This is a genomic window from Croceicoccus pelagius, from assembly GCF_001661915.1.
GTDB classification, from domain to species: Bacteria; Pseudomonadota; Alphaproteobacteria; order Sphingomonadales; family Sphingomonadaceae; genus Croceicoccus; species Croceicoccus pelagius.
The window spans coordinates 165107-179361 of record NZ_LYWY01000019.1; the positions used below are offsets into that span (position 1 = coordinate 165107).

Below are 14255 nucleotides of genomic sequence, written 5' to 3' on the forward strand. Positions count from 1 at the left end.
TGCAAGTTAGTCTGCGGCGGGCATGCTCAGCAAGGGATAAGGGTTCTGCGGCGTCCCTTCCCACCACGATTTATCGGGCGTCGTCTGCATAACGGCAAAGTGGAGATGCGGCGCTGAAGCATCGGCATTGCCCGACGCGCCGACCGTGCCTATTCGCTGTCCGGCACGCACGAAGGCGCCTTCTTCCAGACCCGGCGCATAAGTGGCGAGGTGAGCGTAATAGTAAATCGTCGCACCGTCGGCGCTGCGCACATAGATCGTCTTGCCGCCATCGTCCGACAGAAACAGCTTTTCGACTGTTCCTTCCGCCGCCGCGACGACCGGCGTGCCCTTGGGCGCCATGATGTCGAGCGCCTCGTGTTTGCGCGAACCGCGAGGGGCGTCATAAGTGTCGATCAGGTCCGAGGGGGCGACGCCTTCGACCGGGACACGCAAGGCGCCGAGCGGCTCCATCGACTGTATGGGAGAAACCATCTCGATCGGCACGACGTCGTCGGGGTAGCCATCGTTGGCATCGGGTGAAATTATGGTCGTAGGCTCGCCAGGCTCCACCCTTGGCGCGAACAGGTCCACGCCTGCGAACGCCAGCACGACGATCCACGCCAGAGATGTCAGCGCAGCCGTGACGAGAACCAACCGCAAGTCCCGCCCGAACCGGCGCAGGCGCGACCGCGGGGCGGTTCCGGTTGTTACAACCGTTTCGCTCATTCCTTGAAAATGACCTGCGTGCTCTGCGAGACCATCTCGGCAAGGCGCGCGGCATCCCAGTTTGTCAGGCGGACGCAGCCATGGCTTTCCGCGCGGCCGATCGTTTCAGGCTCGGGCGTGCCGTGAATGCCGTAGTGCTCCTTCGAAAGGTCGATCCAGACAACGCCGACCGGACCGTTCGGACCGGGGGGTAGCTGCTGCTTCTCCGCATCGTCTGGCACGTCCCAGAACAGCGAGGGATCGTAAGCGAACGGCGGATTGTGCGCGATGCCGAGGATTTTCCATTCGCCGATCGGCAGGGGATCGTGGCTCGATCCGCTGGTGATGGTGAATGCCGCGACGAGCTTGCCTTCCGCGTCGTATGCCTTGAGCGTGTCTTCCGACTTGTCCGCTACGATCTTCGCGACTTCGGGCTGGTCGGTTCCGACGCCCAGCATGCGCAGCGTGTCCCGCCAATTCGTGTCGACATCGGCTTTACGGTCGATGAAGTCCGCGCCGATGTTCGGCACGCGGATCTTCTGTCCCGCGGCAAACTTGCTCGGCGGGCCGGCTTTCGCATCACCCGATGCCGTGGCGCTAGGGGCGGGTGTCGGCGTGGACGTCGTGGTGGGCGAAGGCGTGGGCGATGCACCGCCGTCCGGTGTCGCCTCGCTCGTCGCCGGCTTGCCGTCAGGGTTCAACATTTCCAGCGTTTCGACCGTCGTATGGAAACGCTCCGCCAGCTTTTCGTCCAGCGATTCGTAACCCAGGCGGGCCATCTTCGCCTGCTCTGCAGGGTCATCGGGAAGCTTCTCGAAGCGGCCGACTGCAAAATCCTCGGGGATGGTCACAACGCGCGTCGCAGGAATGTCCTGCCAGCGCTGGAGTGCCTCCTTTGTCGCATCGTCGAGCTTGCCGGTAGTGTCGAGGTCGTTCGCTTCCTGGAACGCTTCCAACGCATTTTCGGTCGAAAGGCCCATCTTTCCGTCAATCACGCCGGGCGAGAAGCCGAGGCGGTCCAGCACGACCTGTGCCTGCATCGTAGGGCGATCCTCCGCATCGGGAATGGAGGCCTCGCTCTGGACATCGCCGCGGTCGTTGCTGCGCATCTCGTCGGCGTAGTTCTCATCGACGGACTGGGTCGCGGTCGCTTCCGGTGCGGGGGCTTGTTCCTCGCCGCCCGAGCAGCCGGCAATTGCCAGCATGACCGGAAGGCCGAGCATCAGTGCAGATTTGCGGATCATGGAATTTCCCGAAGATTTATATCGTCTTCGGGAGCAACGCGCGAAATCGCGGATGGGTCCGCGCGCGTCCTGATCAGGCCTCCGGATCGGGCGGCGGTGCGCCTTCGATCGCCTTTGCGAAGGCCTTGACAGCGGCAACCTCGTCCCCGTTCCAGACTGCACCGCAAACCGCGAGGAAGTCCGCGCCAGCAGTCACCAGCGGCGCACAGTTTTCGGGCGTGATGCCGCCGATTGCAACCGAGGGAAGCTCGAAGACGTGGTACCACCATTCAAGCAGGTCGAGCTCTGCCCGGTATTCGGTCTCCTTCGTCTCGGTCGGGAAGAATGCGCCGAAGGCGACATAGTCTGCGCCATCCTCGCCCGCCTGCATGGCAAGGTGGCGGCTGTCGTGGCAGGTCACGCCGATCTGCGCATCGCGGCCAAGCCTTTCGCGCGCGTCCTTAACCTCACCGTCCGACTGGCCGAGATGCACGCCATCGGCATTAAGCCGTTTGGCAAGCGCGATCGAATCGTTGACGATGAAGGCGACGTCGCGTTCCGCGCAAATCGCCTGAAGCGGTTCGGCAAGGCGCGCGGCCTCATGCTGATCTTCGATCCCCTTCACACGGAACTGGAACGCGGTGACGACGCCTTTGCCCGCGTCGAGCGCGCGGGCAAGCCGTTCGGGGAACTCGCCCGAAACGTCGAGCGGGGATATCAGGTAGAGCTGGCACGTTGTGTTCATGTGCCGCGCTCTACCCGCGTGCGACGCCAGAGGAAAGACGCATGATGAAACAGACCGCCGCCGCCTTCGCGATCCTGCTCGCCGGATGCACCACCCTGCCCGACACCGACGTCGCTGCCGAGGGGAGTTTCGTAGCGATCGGTGAAGCGGTTCGGAACGGCGATGCCGTGTTGACCCCGCTACGGGTCGGCGAAGACAGTCGCTGTCCGTCTGGCGTGCAATGCGTGTGGCAGGGCCGGATCACGCTGCTCGTCGAAGTCGAACGGTCTGGCGAGGATAGGCAGGCATGGGTGACGCTTGGTCAGGGCACCCTCGTGGGCGAGCACCCGATGGGCGACAATTATGCCTTCACGCTGGAGGAGGTCCGCCCAACGAAAACGGCCGAGGCGGATATCGCCCCGGCCGAATATCTTTTCCGCTTCGGAACCTGATTAAGGATCAGGCGATGCTTGCGGCGTAGATCTGGTCGATCGCATCGCCCAGCGTCTTGTCGAACTCCTCATCCGACTGCCCTGCGCGCAGGTCCTGCAGCAATCCGCGACTGAAGCTTGCAATCATGCCCTTGTTCTGGGCCAGCTTTTCGCAAGCCTCGTCCGTCGAGTAACCCCCGGAAAGCGCGACGACGGCAAGAACCTTGGGGTGCGCGATCAGATCGGCATAGAGATTTGCCTCGACCGGGATCGACAGCTTGAGCATGACCTGCTCGTCCATCGTTTCCAGGTTTTTCAGGATCTCGGCCTTCAGGATCTTCTCACCCTCGGCGCGGCCCTCGGCCTTGATCGAGTATTCGGGCTCCAGCATCGGGACGAGACCCGCGGCCAGCACCTGGCGACCGATCTCGAACTGCTGCGCGACGATGGCCGCGATGCCTTCGGGGTTCGCCTCGTTGATGACCGAACGTTCCTTGGTGCCGAAAACGCCGAGACCTTTGGCGCGGGCCAGAAGCGTATCGAGCTCGGGCATCGGCTTCATCATCTGGACGCCATTCGCTTCGTCCTCGAGACCCTTGTCGATCTTGATGAACGGCACGATGCCGCGATCGATCAGGGCCTGCGGGGTCGGCTTGCCTTCGACCTGGCCGTCCATGGTCTTTTCGAACAGGATCGCGCCGATCACCTTGCCGTTCGAGAATGACGGGCTGGTGATGATGCGGCTACGCATTTCGTGGATCTTGGCGAACATTTCCTCGTCGCCCGACCACTCGCTGTCTTCAACGCCGTAACCGCGCAGTGCCTTCGGCGTCGAACCGCCCGACTGGTCGAGGGCGGCGATAAAGCCCTGTCCTTCGGCAATCTGCTTTTTCATATCCATGTAGTCTGCGCTCCCTCGTCGCAATGATCCGGTGCGCCGCCTTTATTGCGACAGGGCGGCAACACCGGGCAGTTCCTTACCTTCCATCCATTCGAGGAAGGCACCGCCTGCTGTTGAAATATAAGTGAAATCACCGGCCACGCCGGCATGGTTCAATGCTGCGACCGTATCGCCGCCACCGGCGACCGAGACGAGCGAACCTTCCTTCGACAGCGCCACCGCCGTGTGCGCCAGAGCGACCGTGGCGGCATCGAACGGCTCGGTCTCGAAGGCGCCCATGGGGCCATTCCAGACAAGCGTGCGGCAAGTCTTGAGCACGTCTCCCAACGCCTCGACAGCCTGCGGGCCGACGTCGAGAATCATCTCGTCCGCGGCGACTTCGTGGACGTTGCAGGTCCGCATCGAGGGCGGGTTCGCGGCAAATTCCTTCGAGACGACGACATCGTAAGGCAGGTGGACGGTGCAGCCCGACGCGTCGGCAGCGTCCATGATCTCCTCGGCCGTGCCCGTCAGGTCATGCTCGCATAGCGACTTGCCCACATCTACTCCGCGCGCGGCAAGGAAGGTATTGGCCATGCCGCCGCCGATGATGAGGTGATCGACTTGCCCGACAAGATGGCGCAGCACGTCGAGCTTGGACGAGACCTTGGCCCCACCGACCACCGCCGCAACCGGCTTTTCCGGGCTGCCCAGCGCCTTGTCGAGCGCTTCGAGCTCTTTCTGCATCGAACGACCGGCATAGGACGGCAGGAACTTCGTCAGCCCCTCGGTCGAGGCATGGGCGCGGTGCGCGGTGGAGAACGCGTCGTTGACGTAGAGATCGCCATTGGCGGCAATGGCCCTGGCGAATTCGGGATCGTTCTTTTCCTCACCCGGCCAGAAGCGGGTGTTTTCAAGGATCGAGATGTCGCCGGGACGCATGATGCCAATCGACTGGGCGACCACGTCGCCCGCGACTTCGGGCACGAACATGATCTCGCGGCCCAGAACATCCTGCACGGCGTCGACCACCATCGACAGGCTCATCGTCGAATTTCGGGCGCCTTTGGGACGCCCGAAATGCGCCAGCAGCAGCACCTTGGCACCGGCATCGGCCAGTTCGAGAATCGTCGGGGCAGAAGCGGTTATGCGCGTCTTGTCGGTCACCTGTCCGCCGTTCATCGGCAGGTTAAGATCGACACGGACCAGCGCGACCTTGCCCGAAACGTCACCGATATCGTCCAGGTTACGAAACTCGCTCATTCTTCGATCCTTATGGTGTCGCCGGCACGGATCGTGCCCTCTTCAAGCACGCGGCCAAGCACGCCGCCCCGCCATTCGGGGGTCAGCGCGGCCTTCAGTCCGGCGTGGATTTCTTCCATGCGGCTGCAGGGATCGCATTCCTGCACGACTTCGATCACGACGTCGCCGCCAATGCGTATGCGTGCGCCCTGTTCCCTCGGCAGGGTCAGCCCCTCGACCAACAGGTTCGCGCGGCGTTCCTGCCAGGGAATGGCCCCTGCATCGAGGCCCAGATCCGCCATCGCAGCGGCCCAGTCCTCGGCGCTGATCAGCGAGACCTGCCGCTTGCGCGGGCCGTCGGGCTTCAGCGCGCCGCGAAAGTCGCCCGCGATGCCTTCGCGGACGGTCACTTTCACCTCGTCGACAAGCTCCATGGGGCCACGCGGACGATCGTGCCGCGCGATGCCGCCCAATCGTCCCGTAGCGCCCATGTCAGCCAACCTCTCTTACAGGAAGCTCGCCATCTTGCCGGCGGTGTCGATCATGCGGTTCGAGAAACCCCACTCGTTGTCGTACCAGGACACGACACGGGCAAGCTTGCCTTCGAGAACCGCGGTTTCGAGGCTGTCGACCGTCGAGCTGGCGGGATAGTGGTTGAAGTCCGACGAAACCAGCGGCTGGTCGGTGTAGTCGAGAACACCCTTCATAGCGCCTTCCGAAGCGGCCTTGAGCGCAGCGTTCAGCTCTTCCTTCGTCGTATCGCGCGAGGGCGTGAAGACAAGGTCGATCAGCGACACGTTCGGGGTCGGCACGCGGACCGAAGAACCGTCCAGCTTGCCTTTGAGTTCAGGCAGGACGAGACCGACCGCACGGGCCGCGCCGGTGGTGGTCGGGATCATGTTCTGCGCACCGCCACGCGCACGGCGCATGTCGGAGTGCATCTGGTCCAGCATGCGCTGGTCGTTGGTGTAAGAATGGATCGTGGTCATGAAACCACGCTCGATACCGACGGCTTCCTGAAGAACCTTGGCAACCGGCGCGAGGCAGTTCGTGGTGCACGATGCGTTCGAGACAACGTCGTCCTCGGCCGTCAGGGTGTCCTGATTCACGCCGAAGACGATCGTCTTGGAAACTCCGGTCGCAGGTGCCGAGATCAGAACCTTCTTGGCGCCTGCCGCGATGTGCGGGCGGGCTGCTTCGTCCGACTGGAAGAAGCCGGTGCACTCCAGAACGATATCGATGCCCATGTCGGCATGCGGCAGCTTGCCGGGTTCACGCTCAGACGTGACGGCGATCTTCTTGCCGTTCACGGTGATGCTGGCGTCGCCTGCTTCAACCGTGCCGGGGAAGCGGCCGTGGGTCGAATCGTACTGGAAAAGAAGTGCGTTGGCCTTGGCGTCCGCCAGGTCGTTGATCGCAACGAGTTCGAGATCGTGGTCGTCACGTTCCAGGATAGCGCGGGCAACAAGCCGCCCGATACGTCCGAAACCGTTGATCGCAACCTTGGTCGCCATGCCAGTAAACTCCTTGTTTATTCGCCTAGTTTCGCTTTGATCTGCGGCACGATCGCATCGACCGTGAACCCAAAGCGTTCGAAAAGCTGTTCCGCGGGGGCCGAGGCGCCAAAGCGGTCAAGACCGATGTTGAGACCGTTCGCCACCGAACCGCCGTGCGTGAAGCGCTCCCAACCCAGCGTGGTCCCCGCCTCGATCGAAACGCGAAGTACCGTGTCGGGTACAACGTCCTGTTTGTAGGAAGCATCCTGCGCCTCGAACAGTTCCATGCAAGGCATCGATACGACGTCGGCGCCGATGCCGTCCGCTTCGAGAGCCTTCGCAACGTCGCATGCCAGAGCCACTTCCGAACCCGTCGCGATCAGGACCACCTTGCGCGCCGCTTCTGCCGACTTCAGGCGATAGGCGCCCATGGCCGACATGTTCTTGAGCGGGGCCCAATCGGCATCACCGTCACCGCGAAGCTGCGGCAGGTTCTGGCGCGACAGGGCGAGAACCGACGGGGTGTGCGCGTTCGCCAAGGCGATGGCCCAGCATTCCGCCGTTTCGATCGTGTCGCACGGACGCATGACGTTGAGGTTAGGGATGAGGCGCAGGCTCATCACCTGTTCGACCGGCTGGTGCGTCGGGCCGTCTTCGCCAAGGCCGATGCTGTCGTGCGTAAATACATATGTCACGCCGACCTGCTGCAGGGCGGACAGCCGCACCGCATTGCGGCAGTAGTCCGAGAAAATCAGGAACGTGCCGCCATAGGGCGCAATGCCACCGTGCAGCGCCATGCCGTTCATCGCAGCGGCCATGCCGAATTCGCGGATGCCGTAATAGACGTAGCTGCCGTCGTAGTTGTCGACGGTGATCGGACCGGTCGACTTGGTCTTGGTGTTGTTCGAACCCGTCAGGTCGGCGCTGCCGCCGATCATGTTGGGGAACGCCTCTGTCAGAGGACCGAGCGCCATTTCGGACGCCTTGCGAGTAGCAACCTTCTTGGGCTCTGCGACAAGACCGCGAATATAGTCCTGCAACACCGCGCCGGCATCCGCGCCGGGCAGCGTGGTCGATGCTTCATAAGCCTCGGCGCGATCCTTGTCGGCTTCGTAGCGCTGGTGCCATGCCTCGCGGGCGGCGGCTCCGCGTTCACCGGTCTTCTTCCAGGCGGCTGCGATATCGTCGGGAATGACGAAGGGCTCTGCGCTCCAGCCCAGTTCCTTGCGAGCAGCCTCGATCTCTTCGGCACCAAGCGGAGCGCCGTGCGTCGCGCTCGTGCCCTGTTTGTTGGGGGCGCCCTTGCCGATGACGGTCTTGCAAGCGACCAGCGAAGGGCGCGGGTCGGCAATCGCCTCGTCCAGCGCACGGCGGATGTCTGCCGGATCGTGACCGTCGCAGCGCACCGTGTGCCACTTCGACGCGCGATAACGGGCCTCGACGTCCTCGCTCGACGACAGTTCGACCGAACCGTCGATGGTAATGTTGTTGTCGTCCCACAGTACGATCATGCGGCCAAGGCCCAGATGGCCCGCAAGGCCGACCGCCTCGTGGTTGATGCCTTCCATCAGGCAGCCGTCGCCCGCGATCACCCAGGTGCGGTGATCGACGAGGTCGTCGCCATGCTTGGCATTGAGATGACGCTCTGCAATCGCCATGCCCACCGCCATCGCAAGACCCTGCCCCAGCGGGCCGGTCGTGCATTCGACGCCGTCGAGAAGGAAGTTTTCTGGGTGACCCGCGCACGGGCTGCCGAGCTGACGGAAATTGCGGATATCGTCCATCGTCGGACGCGCGTACCCGGTCAGGTGCAGCAGCGAGTAGATCAGCATCGAGCCGTGGCCCGCCGACAGCACGAAGCGGTCGCGGTCGTCCCAGTGCGGGGCGGCCGGATCGAACTTCAGGTATTCGTCGAACAGCACGGTGGCGACGTCGGCCATGCCCATCGGCATACCCGGATGTCCCGAATTGGCCGCCTGTACGGCATCCATGGAAAGTGCACGGATCGCGTTGGCCATATCGGCCAGGCGGGTGGTCTCGGTGGTCATCTTCAGGCTCTTCCCGTTCAGCGCGCAAGGAGCGGGTGATTCGTTGCGGCGCTGCATTGCGGGTCCGACTGCCCCGCGTCAAGTTCACCACAAGCAGAGGTGTGCGCCCTGCCCCGATTGTCGCGCCAGAACGTCGCCATATCGCTTTCGCAGCATCAGGGGTTTGCCCACCTTGCGACTATGCGCCATCGGGCCCATTACGGACCTGAGAGTGGGGAAAGCGAACTTCAAAACATGGCAAAGACCGAGCGACTCGAAATGGAAGGCGCCCTCGACAGGCTGGAAGCGATGCTCGAACGGCTGGAAAAAGCCGTCGTGCAGCCCAACCCGGCCGTGTCGGAGCTGAAGACCTTGAAGGTCGCGCACGAGGCCATGCGCCAGAAGGTCGGCCATGCGCTGGCCGATCTCGACGTTCTCCTCGAAGAATTCGGGAGCCACGGCTGATGGCGAACCTCGACCTCGAAATCGGCGGCCGCCGATTTGCCGTATCGTGCCAGCCCGGCGAGGAAAACCATATCAAGCAGCTCGGCCGCATGATCGACACGCGCGTGCGCGATGCAGGCGCGGTCGGACAGACAGAGCCGCGGATGCTGCTATTCGGCGCGCTGCTGCTGGCCGACGAAGTCCATGCCCTGCGCGAAGGTGATGCCGCGCCCGCGATGGACCGCGACGAGGACAAGGCGATCTCGCGCAGGATCGATTCCATCACGGCAAGGATCGAAAATATCGTCCGGCACCTTGAGGGTAGCGACCACCATTCCTAGATTCACCGTCGACGGGTTCTGCCCGGCACGAGCCGACAGAACATCCCTGAGGCTATAACCAATCCTAGGGGGCTGTCCCTTGGCTGGCTCGTGGGCCGGCTGAAACGGCCTCCACCTGATGCTTAGGCGTCAGAGGATTTCATACGGCAAACGACCCATGGTGGGCCCGTCACCCTTTCGGGGCGCAGTTTCCGCCCATACCGGCCTGCGAACGGCACCTTCGTTGCGCTTCCGGTGCTCACGACCGGACGGTCGCTGCGCGCCGGTTCTCCGAAGGCACCATTCTCGGCTCGATCTGGACGAAAACCGCGCTCCCGAAAGAGGCATTTTATCAAGGGGCTTAGATGGACACCAAGGCGGGATTGCGCAGGCGGCTTCGAAACGCCCGGCGTGAGCATGTGGCGGCGCTGCCTGACGTGACGAAAGCGCTGCTGTTTCGCAGGCCGCCCTCGTCCGTTCTTGAACTCGTGCCCGAAGGCGCGACCATCGGGTTCTATCACCCATTGCCGACCGAGGCTCCAACAGGTGGATATGCGCGTTTCTTTTCCGAAGCTGGCCACAGGATTGCCCTGCCCCGCTTTTGCGACGCGCAAGCTTCGATGCATTTCGCCGAATGGGCAGACCCCTGGGGCGATACGGATCTCGACGTCGGTCCTTTCGGCGCGCTCCAGCCTTCAGGCGATGCCGAATCTGTCGTCCCCGACGTTATTTTCGTACCGCTCGTGGGCTTCACCGAAAGCGGCGCGCGGCTGGGTCAGGGAGGCGGGCATTACGACCGCTGGCTTGAAAGCAATGCCGGCGCTTTGCCCATCGGGCTTGCATGGGACGTGCAGAGAGTGGACATGCTCCCGCTCGAACCGCACGACAGGCTTCTGGCCGCGGTCGTGACCCCGACCCGGCTCTATGGCCCTTTCGAAAGGCATGATGCGTGAATCGCCCCGACTGGAAACCGACCTGGCGCAAGCCTGTTGGGATCATCGCGCTGATCGTGGCGATGATCCTTTATGTCGTGCTGGTCGTGACGCTGATCGAGCCGATTTCGCGCTGGCACGTCCTTTTGCAGGTGCCGGTCTACCTGATCCTCGGCGTGGTCTGGCTCCTGCCTTTGAAGCGCTTTTTGATTTGGATGGAAACGGGCCGCTGGGGCTGATCCCGCGATCTAAGAGCCAGCCTTAAGCGAACGCGGCAAAATATTGATCTGAAACGAAAAAGGCCCGCTTTCGCGGGCCTTTGTGCGTCCTCCAAGTGGCGCGAGTGACGGGGCTCGAACCCGCGACCTCCGGCGTGACAGGCCGGCGCTCTAACCAACTGAGCTACACCCGCTTGCCCCTTGGGGAGCCGCGCATCTATGGGAGGTTCCGCGCCCTGTCAACGATGATCGAAAACCTTTTTTGAAATTTTTTGAAAGTCACGAATTTGCGCGGTTTTGCGTGTCGCGAGGTGAGAGCGGTTCCGCGTCACCGACCGCTGCGTGACACGCAAAGTTCGAATCAAGGGCGCAAATTCTCGCGCCTGCACAAGATACGCGTTTGCGAAGATGGCCCCTATCTGACAAAGAATTTCCCGATGGCCGAAACCGCCCCTTCCCTGATCGACACCTTCCAGCGGCGCATTACCTACTTGCGCCTTTCCGTGACGGATCGCTGCGACCTGCGGTGCCAGTACTGCATGCCCGAACGCATGCAGTTCCTGCCCCGCGCAGAGGTGTTGAGCCTTGAGGAACTGCACAAGGTCGCCACCGCTTTCATTGATCGCGGCGTCACCAAAATCAGACTGACGGGCGGAGAGCCGCTTGTTCGGCGCGACATGATCGATCTCGTACGCGCAATAGGGCGGCGGATCGGTGACGGGCTGGAAGAACTCACGCTCACCACAAACGGCACGCGCCTCAGCGAATTTGCCGAAGACCTGTTCGATGCAGGTGTGCGCCGCGTTAATGTCTCGCTCGACACGCTGGACCCGGTAAAATTCGAGGAGTTGTCGCGCCGCGACCGCCTCTCGCAAGTGCTGGAAGGAATTGCAGCAGCCAAGGCGGCGGGGCTTTCGATAAAGATCAACATCGTCGCGCTCAAAGGCGTGAACGAGCACGAGATCGCCGATATCATCGCTTGGGCCCACGGCGAAGGGTATGAAGCGACGCTGATCGAGGTCATGCCTCTGGGAGAAGTCGATGGCGACCGGATCGACCACTACCTCCCCCTCACCCAAGTGCAAAGCGATCTGGAAGAGCGCTGGACGCTGGAGAGCGACGCGCATCGCAGCGGCGGTCCGGCGCGCTATGTCCGCGTAGCGGAAACGGGCGGAAGGCTCGGCCTTATTACACCGCTCACCAGCAACTTCTGCGATGGTTGCAACCGCATCCGCGTTACCGCGACGGGCCAGCTCTATGCTTGCCTCGGCGGGCGTGAGCAGGTCGATCTGCGCGCCGCAGTGCGTTCGGACGATCCCGATGCTGCTCTACAAGCCGCAATGGAAGAGGCGATGACGATCAAGCCGGAACGCCATCACTTCTCCATCCGAAAAAAGGGCGAGGCTCCGCACCTGCCGCGCCATATGTCCGTGACAGGCGGCTGATGATGGCGCTTACGTTATTGTTTCTAGGCAAGCTGGAAGACATGGCTGGCGCCGCAGAGATGACGCTCGACGTCCCCGGCAAGCTCGCCCTGCCCGCGATTACGGAACGCCTCGATCCCGACCTGGCCGTCGCCATCGCCTCACCCGACATTCGCGTCGCGCTGAACGGCACGCTGGTCTCACCCTCGAACGTTATGGCAGGCGACGGAGACGAACTGGCCTTCCTGCCTCCCGTCAGCGGCGGCTGACATGCGCGACGTTCGCCTGGCGACCGCGCCTTTCGATCCCCACGAGGAAATGCGCCAGTTCTCACAGCGCTGCGGCGATGCGGGCGGTATCGTCAGCTTTACAGGGCTGGTGCGCGAAGAAGCGGGAAGCGAAGTCGAAGGGCTCGAACTGCGCCATTTCGAACCGCTCACCCTTCCCGGCATGACCGACCTTGCCGCGCGAACCGAAGCGCATTGGCCGCTTACCGGAACGCTTGTCATTCACCGTGTCGGGGTGATGAAGCCGGGTGAGCCAATCGTGCTCGTCGCCTGCGCCGCCCGCCACCGCCGCGACGCATTCGAGGCAGCGGACTTCCTGATGGATCACCTCAAGAGCCGGGCGTGGTTCTGGAAGCGGGAAAAGACCGCCGACGGCTGGCGCTGGATCGAACCGCGCGAGGCCGATCACTCCGACCTCGCCCGCTGGAACGCGGTGCCCTGAGCCTCAGACCGCGACGTCGGCCTTGATGGCGGCGTGCGGCGAATAGTCCTCGACCACGAAATCGTCGATCCGGTAGCCATCGATCGAGTCCGGCTTGCGGGCCAGACGCATTTTCGGGAACGGACGCGGCTCGCGGCTCATCTGCTCCCGCGCCTGGTCGTAGTGGTTGGAATAGAGGTGCACGTCGCCGCCGAACCACACGAAATGCCCCGGCCTCAGGCCCGCCTGTTGCGCCAGCATCAGTTGCAGCGCACTTGCGCCTGCCCAGTTGAACGGTTTTCCGGTCATATCACTTTTCGCCAAAAACGCTATCATGGTTCGTGAGATACCTTTCAAGAAGGCAGGGCCAGCGTGGAGCTCAGCCTCCAAGCGCAACGCTGGACCTGCCTTTGGCAATGGGAATCTGGCAAGAAACTATTGGACCCATCGTCTCACGATGGGCTTCCTCAACCAAGAGGCCCAAGAGCCGGTTGCAATTTTACCAAATGTCCTGCTTTGCCAACTCAGCGAAGACAATCAACCCATCGGAAACATCCAGAAAAAATATGGCAACGCATAGGGATGTTGACGAAATAATAGCGAAAATGCCCAATAAAGAAGCTCAGCGATGGCACCTTATGTCACCATGGGTTTATCGCGACAGCCTTCACGTATCGTTGGACACGCTCGACGCCATGCGCGTCGCCCAGCATGACCTCGATAGCGCTTCTCCCTTCGAATGAGGGGTTCGACGCTCGAATCCAGTTCACAACACTTCTGTCACCAACGATGACGCGAAGATCATCAACGATTGAAGACAATAATGCACGGGTTTTGAGCTTGTTCAGTTTCAACACAGTGGCCTCGTTGAAGTGGAGGTCCAGCCGGTCCGTCAATTCGGCAGGTGAATATAGAAAATTTCGCGTCACTTGCCTGATCCCGATGGCAACATTTGCGCTTAGCAATTGGGGACTCTTCTCTGGTTGATCTTGACGTACACCGTTCAAAATAAACTTAGACCAGACATGGTCGGTTCGCCAAATGGTGATGGCAACTGACCTGACCCCCTGATTTTCCTCCAGTCTCGATTAGAGTCCGGCCCTGACAGAAGGACGGACGAGATGAAGAGAACGAGGTTTTCGGAAGAGCAGATCATCGGTGTGCTGAAGGAGGCCGAGGCGGGCGCGAAGACCGCCGACCTGGCCCGGCGGCACGGGGTGTCGGAAGCGACGATCTACAATTGGAAGTCGAAGTATGGCGGGCTGGAGGTCTCCGCGGCTCGGCGGCTGAAGGAGCTCGAGAGCGAGAACGCCAAGCTCAAGCGGCTACTGGCCGATGCCATGCTCGACCAGGCTGCGCTGAAGGATCTTCTTTCAAAAAAGTTCTGACGCCCGCCGCCAAGCGGGAAGCTGTGGCTCATCTCCAAGCCTACCACGGGATGTGAGGTGGTCCCGCCTTCCTGGACAGTTTGGCGGCTGAGTTAAGCTAATCCCGGTTGT

Annotated in this window: 19 protein-coding genes, 1 tRNA gene and 1 pseudogene; 10 read left to right on the plus strand and 11 right to left on the minus strand. The window is 62.3% G+C overall.

Annotated elements, in window-relative coordinates:
- Positions 1–6: 6 nt before the first annotated feature.
- From A9D15_RS04265 to thiE, 3 genes are all read right to left on the minus strand, one after another.
- Positions 7–708, minus strand: a complete 702-nt coding sequence (locus tag A9D15_RS04265) for a M23 family metallopeptidase (RefSeq protein WP_082924247.1) — start codon at positions 706–708, stop codon at positions 7–9.
- Positions 705–1931: a L,D-transpeptidase family protein gene (locus tag A9D15_RS04270; RefSeq protein ID WP_066762086.1), complete on the minus strand. Its 1227-nt coding sequence runs from the start codon at positions 1929–1931 to the stop codon at positions 705–707. The genes A9D15_RS04265 and A9D15_RS04270 overlap by 4 nt, the downstream gene beginning before the upstream one ends.
- A 73-nt stretch (positions 1932–2004) precedes the next feature.
- Positions 2005–2655 carry a thiamine phosphate synthase gene (gene thiE, locus A9D15_RS04275; RefSeq protein WP_066762088.1) on the minus strand — a complete coding sequence of 217 codons (651 nt, stop codon included), beginning with the start codon at positions 2653–2655 and terminating at the stop codon, positions 2005–2007.
- A 41-nt stretch (positions 2656–2696) separates the two neighbouring features.
- On the opposite strand from thiE, the gene A9D15_RS04280 reads away from it, so the two are divergent.
- Entirely contained in the window at positions 2697–3086 is a 390-nt protein-coding gene (locus A9D15_RS04280; RefSeq protein ID WP_066762090.1) for a hypothetical protein, read from the plus strand.
- A 7-nt stretch (positions 3087–3093) separates the two neighbouring features.
- On the opposite strand, the gene A9D15_RS04285 is transcribed toward A9D15_RS04280, so the two are convergent.
- From A9D15_RS04285 to tkt, 5 genes are read right to left on the minus strand one after another with little or no spacing between them, the layout of a single operon-like run.
- Positions 3094–3966 carry a fructose bisphosphate aldolase gene (locus A9D15_RS04285; RefSeq protein ID WP_066762092.1) on the minus strand — a complete coding sequence of 291 codons (873 nt, stop codon included), beginning with the start codon at positions 3964–3966 and terminating at the stop codon, positions 3094–3096.
- A 42-nt stretch (positions 3967–4008) separates the two neighbouring features.
- On the minus strand, positions 4009–5208 hold the full coding sequence (locus tag A9D15_RS04290; protein ID WP_066762095.1) for a phosphoglycerate kinase: 1200 nt from the start codon (positions 5206–5208) through the stop codon (positions 4009–4011).
- The gene (locus A9D15_RS04295) at positions 5205–5678 is read right to left on the minus strand and encodes an MOSC domain-containing protein (protein ID WP_066762098.1); all 474 of its coding nucleotides are present in this window, start codon (positions 5676–5678) and stop codon (positions 5205–5207) included. The genes A9D15_RS04290 and A9D15_RS04295 overlap by 4 nt, the downstream gene beginning before the upstream one ends.
- 15 nt (positions 5679–5693) lie before the next feature.
- On the minus strand, positions 5694–6701 hold the full coding sequence (gap, locus tag A9D15_RS04300; RefSeq protein WP_066762101.1) for a type I glyceraldehyde-3-phosphate dehydrogenase: 1008 nt from the start codon (positions 6699–6701) through the stop codon (positions 5694–5696).
- A gap of 17 nt (positions 6702–6718) precedes the next feature.
- Positions 6719–8731, minus strand: a complete 2013-nt coding sequence (gene tkt / locus A9D15_RS04305; RefSeq protein WP_066762211.1) for a transketolase — start codon at positions 8729–8731, stop codon at positions 6719–6721.
- Between the two features lie 234 nt (positions 8732–8965).
- Between tkt and A9D15_RS04310 the strand changes: the two genes are divergently transcribed.
- From A9D15_RS04310 to A9D15_RS04325, 4 genes are all read left to right on the plus strand, one after another.
- Positions 8966–9175 (plus strand): hypothetical protein, encoded by a 210-nt coding sequence (locus tag A9D15_RS04310; RefSeq protein WP_066762111.1) that lies wholly within the window; start codon positions 8966–8968, stop codon positions 9173–9175.
- The gene (locus A9D15_RS04315) at positions 9175–9495 is read left to right on the plus strand and encodes a cell division protein ZapA (protein ID WP_066762113.1); all 321 of its coding nucleotides are present in this window, start codon (positions 9175–9177) and stop codon (positions 9493–9495) included. Before A9D15_RS04310 ends, A9D15_RS04315 begins: the two co-directional genes overlap by 1 nt.
- A 344-nt stretch (positions 9496–9839) precedes the next feature.
- Positions 9840–10427 (plus strand): 5-formyltetrahydrofolate cyclo-ligase, encoded by a 588-nt coding sequence (locus A9D15_RS04320; RefSeq protein WP_066762115.1) that lies wholly within the window; start codon positions 9840–9842, stop codon positions 10425–10427.
- Positions 10424–10645, plus strand: a complete 222-nt coding sequence (locus A9D15_RS04325) for a DUF2842 domain-containing protein (RefSeq protein WP_066762117.1) — start codon at positions 10424–10426, stop codon at positions 10643–10645. Before A9D15_RS04320 ends, A9D15_RS04325 begins: the two co-directional genes overlap by 4 nt.
- Positions 10646–10741: 96 nt before the next feature.
- Here the strand turns inward: A9D15_RS04325 and A9D15_RS04330 are convergent.
- A tRNA-Asp gene (locus A9D15_RS04330) sits at positions 10742–10818 on the minus strand.
- Between the two features lie 243 nt (positions 10819–11061).
- Between A9D15_RS04330 and moaA the strand changes: the two genes are divergently transcribed.
- From moaA to A9D15_RS04345, 3 genes are read left to right on the plus strand one after another with little or no spacing between them, the layout of a single operon-like run.
- On the plus strand, positions 11062–12069 hold the full coding sequence (gene moaA, locus A9D15_RS04335; protein WP_066762120.1) for a GTP 3',8-cyclase MoaA: 1008 nt from the start codon (positions 11062–11064) through the stop codon (positions 12067–12069).
- Complete coding sequence (locus A9D15_RS04340; RefSeq protein ID WP_229660360.1) at positions 12069–12317, plus strand: MoaD/ThiS family protein; 249 nt, start codon at positions 12069–12071, stop codon at positions 12315–12317. The genes moaA and A9D15_RS04340 overlap by 1 nt, the downstream gene beginning before the upstream one ends.
- A 1-nt stretch (position 12318) precedes the next feature.
- Entirely contained in the window at positions 12319–12777 is a 459-nt protein-coding gene (locus A9D15_RS04345) for a molybdenum cofactor biosynthesis protein MoaE (protein WP_066762126.1), read from the plus strand.
- A gap of 3 nt (positions 12778–12780) precedes the next feature.
- Here the strand turns inward: A9D15_RS04345 and A9D15_RS04350 are convergent, their stop codons facing one another.
- Complete coding sequence (locus A9D15_RS04350; protein WP_066762127.1) at positions 12781–13065, minus strand: thymidylate synthase; 285 nt, start codon at positions 13063–13065, stop codon at positions 12781–12783.
- On the opposite strand from A9D15_RS04350, the gene A9D15_RS16410 reads away from it, so the two are divergent.
- The gene (locus tag A9D15_RS16410) at positions 13046–13336 is read left to right on the plus strand and encodes a hypothetical protein (RefSeq protein ID WP_172807454.1); all 291 of its coding nucleotides are present in this window, start codon (positions 13046–13048) and stop codon (positions 13334–13336) included. The genes A9D15_RS04350 and A9D15_RS16410 overlap by 20 nt on opposite strands.
- A gap of 61 nt (positions 13337–13397) precedes the next feature.
- On the opposite strand, the gene A9D15_RS16725 is transcribed toward A9D15_RS16410, so the two are convergent.
- A complete protein-coding gene (locus tag A9D15_RS16725) occupies positions 13398–13652 on the minus strand; it encodes an antitoxin Xre/MbcA/ParS toxin-binding domain-containing protein (protein ID WP_066762132.1) in 255 nt (84 codons plus the stop codon).
- A 225-nt stretch (positions 13653–13877) separates the two neighbouring features.
- Here A9D15_RS16725 and A9D15_RS04360 point away from each other — a divergent pair.
- Positions 13878–14197, plus strand: a pseudogene (locus tag A9D15_RS04360) (transposase); the annotation flags it as partial.
- Positions 14198–14255 lie beyond the last annotated feature (58 nt).

Coding starts and splice junctions, on each gene's coding strand:
- A9D15_RS04265 (WP_082924247.1), bottom strand. CDS start 708: ATGAGCGAAACGGTTGTAACAACCGGAACCGCCCCGCGGTCGCGCCTG.
- moaA (WP_066762120.1), top strand. CDS start 11,062: ATGGCCGAAACCGCCCCTTCCCTGATCGACACCTTCCAGCGGCGCATT.
- A9D15_RS04295 (WP_066762098.1), bottom strand. CDS start 5,678: ATGGGCGCTACGGGACGATTGGGCGGCATCGCGCGGCACGATCGTCCG.
- A9D15_RS04340 (WP_229660360.1), top strand. CDS start 12,069: ATGATGGCGCTTACGTTATTGTTTCTAGGCAAGCTGGAAGACATGGCT.
- thiE (WP_066762088.1), bottom strand. CDS start 2,655: ATGAACACAACGTGCCAGCTCTACCTGATATCCCCGCTCGACGTTTCG.
- tkt (WP_066762211.1), bottom strand. CDS start 8,731: ATGACCACCGAGACCACCCGCCTGGCCGATATGGCCAACGCGATCCGT.
- A9D15_RS04345 (WP_066762126.1), top strand. CDS start 12,319: ATGCGCGACGTTCGCCTGGCGACCGCGCCTTTCGATCCCCACGAGGAA.
- A9D15_RS04280 (WP_066762090.1), top strand. CDS start 2,697: ATGATGAAACAGACCGCCGCCGCCTTCGCGATCCTGCTCGCCGGATGC.
- A9D15_RS04270 (WP_066762086.1), bottom strand. CDS start 1,931: ATGATCCGCAAATCTGCACTGATGCTCGGCCTTCCGGTCATGCTGGCA.
- A9D15_RS04315 (WP_066762113.1), top strand. CDS start 9,175: ATGGCGAACCTCGACCTCGAAATCGGCGGCCGCCGATTTGCCGTATCG.
- A9D15_RS04285 (WP_066762092.1), bottom strand. CDS start 3,966: ATGGATATGAAAAAGCAGATTGCCGAAGGACAGGGCTTTATCGCCGCC.
- gap (WP_066762101.1), bottom strand. CDS start 6,701: ATGGCGACCAAGGTTGCGATCAACGGTTTCGGACGTATCGGGCGGCTT.
- A9D15_RS04290 (WP_066762095.1), bottom strand. CDS start 5,208: ATGAGCGAGTTTCGTAACCTGGACGATATCGGTGACGTTTCGGGCAAG.
- A9D15_RS04350 (WP_066762127.1), bottom strand. CDS start 13,065: ATGACCGGAAAACCGTTCAACTGGGCAGGCGCAAGTGCGCTGCAACTG.
- A9D15_RS04310 (WP_066762111.1), top strand. CDS start 8,966: ATGGCAAAGACCGAGCGACTCGAAATGGAAGGCGCCCTCGACAGGCTG.
- A9D15_RS04320 (WP_066762115.1), top strand. CDS start 9,840: ATGGACACCAAGGCGGGATTGCGCAGGCGGCTTCGAAACGCCCGGCGT.